The organism is bacterium (assembly GCA_026398675.1).
Classification (GTDB): domain Bacteria; phylum RBG-13-66-14; class RBG-13-66-14; order RBG-13-66-14; family RBG-13-66-14; genus RBG-13-66-14.
The window spans coordinates 1-3,321 of the sequence record JAPLSK010000401.1; the positions used below are offsets into that span (position 1 = coordinate 1).

General features: G+C 65.8%; 4 protein-coding genes. 1 reads left to right on the plus strand and 3 read right to left on the minus strand.

From position 1 onward, the window contains the following. Positions 1–904, plus strand: a 904-nt coding sequence (locus tag NTW26_11840; protein ID MCX7022938.1) for a hypothetical protein, incomplete at its 5' end; no start/stop codon positions are given. A 297-nt stretch (positions 905–1,201) separates the two neighbouring features. On the opposite strand, the gene NTW26_11845 is transcribed toward NTW26_11840, so the two are convergent. The 3 genes from NTW26_11845 to NTW26_11855 all read right to left on the minus strand — a co-directional run. Next, positions 1,202–2,032 (minus strand): ABC-2 family transporter protein, encoded by an 831-nt coding sequence (locus NTW26_11845; GenBank protein ID MCX7022939.1) that lies wholly within the window; start codon positions 2,030–2,032, stop codon positions 1,202–1,204. Positions 2,033–2,051: 19 nt separating this feature from the next. Next, positions 2,052–2,495 carry a hypothetical protein gene (locus NTW26_11850; protein ID MCX7022940.1) on the minus strand — a complete coding sequence of 148 codons (444 nt, stop codon included), beginning with the start codon at positions 2,493–2,495 and terminating at the stop codon, positions 2,052–2,054. 39 nt (positions 2,496–2,534) lie between these two features. Further along, the coding region (locus NTW26_11855; GenBank protein MCX7022941.1) for a DUF4113 domain-containing protein at positions 2,535–3,321 on the minus strand (787 nt) is incomplete at its 5' end.

Below are 3,321 nucleotides of genomic sequence, written 5' to 3' on the forward strand. Positions count from 1 at the left end.
GATCACCCCCCTGGGAACGAGCCTGACCCTCAACGCCCTCGGCGTGGACGGCACGGGCGCGCCATACATAGCCAGCTACGGCCTCGTCCCCTGCGGGAAGTCCATCAACCTTTCGCAGATAATCAACCCCGGGACCGACAACGAGGCGACGCTCACCGGCACCGCCGCCCAGGTGGGCGAGTACCTGGTCATGAACACCGACGGCTTCCTGACGGTTTTCCAGCGGGCGGGCGAGGACTGGGTCGGCATGTGGGTTGACCTGGAGGCCGGCGCCCTGGCCTCGGAAATCCTCACCCCCGACGACGCCAAGCTCGACGTGATGACCTTCTTTGTGGACAACGACTTCACGCTCACCAAGCAGGAGGGCGGCTTCTATATCGCCCGGTGGGAGACCGACGGCGAGCCCTTCGAGGCCCCGGCGCTCGTCTTCGGCGAGAAGTACATGGCGCTCTCCATCCCCGATCCCGCCGAGCCCTGGCTGGGCGTCTTCACCGTGGGCGAGGGGGCCATGGGCGGACGGTGGGTCACCTGGGGTTCCACATCCGTCCTGGACGTGGATATCGTGAGCGGCGGGGCCCAGCCGCCGGACCCGCCCGAACTGGCTCCGCTCCCCAAGCAGGGCGACTTCTCCTGCCGGGGGACCAACACCGAGGGCGACGCCTACGAGGGAACCTACCAGATGCAGTCCAAGGGGAACATCGTCGCCTGCCGCCAGACCGTCACCCCCACCGACGGCGAGACCGAAATCTACGAGGGGGTGGGCGTGGTGGTGAACGGATATCTGGTTCTGGCCACGGGGCCGTTCCTGACCGTTTACTCACCCTCGGGGGACGACTGGGTGGGCATCTGGACCGACCCCTACGACAAGAAGCTCTGCGACGAGACCCTGACCTTCAACGAGTAGGGGTTTCAGCGGATGAATACGGGCGGCCGCCGGGCCGCTGCCGCCCCCTACCCCCTTTGGGGGGAGGGCGGGGGTGGGGGGCAGGCGGGTGTGAACACCCGCCCTTACGTCCATACCTCGCGTATCCCACTCGTAAGGGCCGACCTGAAGGTCCGCCCCTACATCATCGCCAATTTCATGACGCGGGCCGGGGTGCGGGTCGATCCCCTCCCCCCTCTGGGGGGGGAGGATTAGGGTGAGGGGTAAAAACGGCGGGGACTAAAGTCCCCGCCCTACATTTCTAAACCCACGCCGGCCTCAGCTCCCCGTGCTCTCGTACCGCCGGACGCCGGTCCGCCACAGCACCGCGGCCAGAACCGCGAAGACGATCAGCACCGCCGGCATCCACCACGCCAGTATCTGGTACATCCCGCCCTTCTGTAAAAACCAGGACGCCGGCACGATGGAAACCCAGGCCAGGGGAAAGACCCAGGTCATGAGGCCCTGGATCCACCCCCCATAGATGGTCAGGGGGTAGTAGCTCAGGTTGTAGAACTCGCCGATGAAGAACCAGTAAAGGGTCTCCACCTGGAGCACGCGGAAGGAGAGGCCGGCGAAAATGACGTTGATCGCCACCATGATCGCCGACCCGGCCAGGAGGAACCCCACGAGGACCGGCCAGTTCCACCACGCGTCCGCCAGGCCGCAGTTCACGAACGCCAGGACCGTTATCCCCAGCCGCCCCACCAGGGTGATCAACCATTGGTCGTTGACCTCGCGGATGAAAAGATGCACCAGGGGCGGGATGGGGCGGATCAAGAGGGAATCGAAGGTCCCCCCGCGGATATGATCCCCCACCTCGGCCACGTGGGCCGAGATGAGCTGGCCCAGGGCCATGATCGAGGAGGAGATGCCGTAGACCAGCATCACCTGCCAAAGGGTCCAGCCACTGACCTCGTGCACCTGGCCGAAAACCAGGATTATGAAGAGAATCTGGCTGCCCATCATGAAGGCCATGAAGACGTTTCCGGTCCAGAAGTCGGCCCGGTAATCCATCTTGGCCTTGAAGGCCTGGGCGATGAAGGCGCCGATGAGCCCCAATCGGAGGCGGCTCCGGGCGGTCCCCTCATCTTTCACTTCGTTGGGCATGGGGTTCATATTCACCCGCCTAGGGCAGGTTCATGACTTCCTCAAACGCGCCGTCGTTATAGATGTAAACCGCGCCGTCGGAGTTGAGGGCGAAGATGGCGTAGGCGTCCTCTTTGGCGTCGTAGATGACCGAGAGGCTGTACGGTCCCTTGCCGGGTATCTGTCCGAACTCGGGGGTGTTGTTCTCGCCCAGAACGTCGAATGCCCGCCCCCCGCCGTTGCAGGCCACGGCGTACCAGGTGTCGGCCGCCGAGTCGTAGAGGGCCGCGATGTCGCACGGGCCGGGACCGGGTATCTCCGCCAGCTTTACCACCTCGCCGGAGTAGGAGCAGAAAACCTCGCCCTTGTCGTTGATGAAGTAGGCGATGTACGCGTCGGCGGCGGTGTCGTGGAAGGCGTCCATCTGGGGCGCGGCCAGGACGGCGGCCGCCAGAAAGAGCGTAAGGAACACGGATCTGTGCATTGCCTTCTCCTTGGATGGGGGTTGAATCGGCAACAGGTTTTACCCGGCGCGCGCCACGGGCAGTTCCTTCCAGGAGGTGGTGTAGCGCGGCGAACGCCGGTTCGTCCGGAGCACCCAGGGCTTTTCCAGCCCCTCCCGGGCGTACTGCACCGTCTGGGGCCCGATCTCCCGGTTGACGCTGTCCACGGCGCGCATCAGCCGCTCGCCGCGCCTCCGGGGGCTCTCACTCCCATCCGGCGGCTCACCCAGCCGGTCGAAGAGATTGAGCTGGACGGCACCCGCCGGGACGATGTCGCCCAGGAGCACCCCGGCCCTCTTGTAAGCGTAACCCCGGCGGTAGATGCGCTTGAGCCCGACGAGGGCGTGACCCAGCAGCTCGTGGGTGACGGCGGACGGTACGGGGAGCACGGCGACCGTTGAGTTGTAGTACTTGGGCCCTTCGTCGAAGTGGCCGGTCATGACGAAGACTGTCAGCACACCAGCAGCGGAGCTTTGGGCGCGTAACTTCTCCGCCGCCCGGCTGACGAAGCTGGCCACCGCCTCCTCGAGCTCCTCGAGGGTCACGAGCGCCCTGGCGAAGGAGCGCGTGGTGCAGATGGTCTTTTTGTCCGGCGGCTGGTCCTCCAGGCCCAGGCAGCCGATGCCGCGCAGCTCGTAAACCATCCGCCGCCCGACGACCCCCAGCGTCTTGTCGATCCAGCGGTCGTCGGCGTCCCGCAGCTTCTTCGCCGTGTGGATGCCCGCGCGCTTCAGCCGCCGGGCCAGGCGGTCGGCGATGCCCCAGACGTCCTCCACGGAGAGCCGGGCCAGAATCTCGTCCAGCTCC

Coding starts and splice junctions, on each gene's coding strand:
- NTW26_11850 (MCX7022940.1), bottom strand. CDS start 2,495: ATGCACAGATCCGTGTTCCTTACGCTCTTTCTGGCGGCCGCCGTCCTG.
- NTW26_11845 (MCX7022939.1), bottom strand. CDS start 2,032: ATGCCCAACGAAGTGAAAGATGAGGGGACCGCCCGGAGCCGCCTCCGA.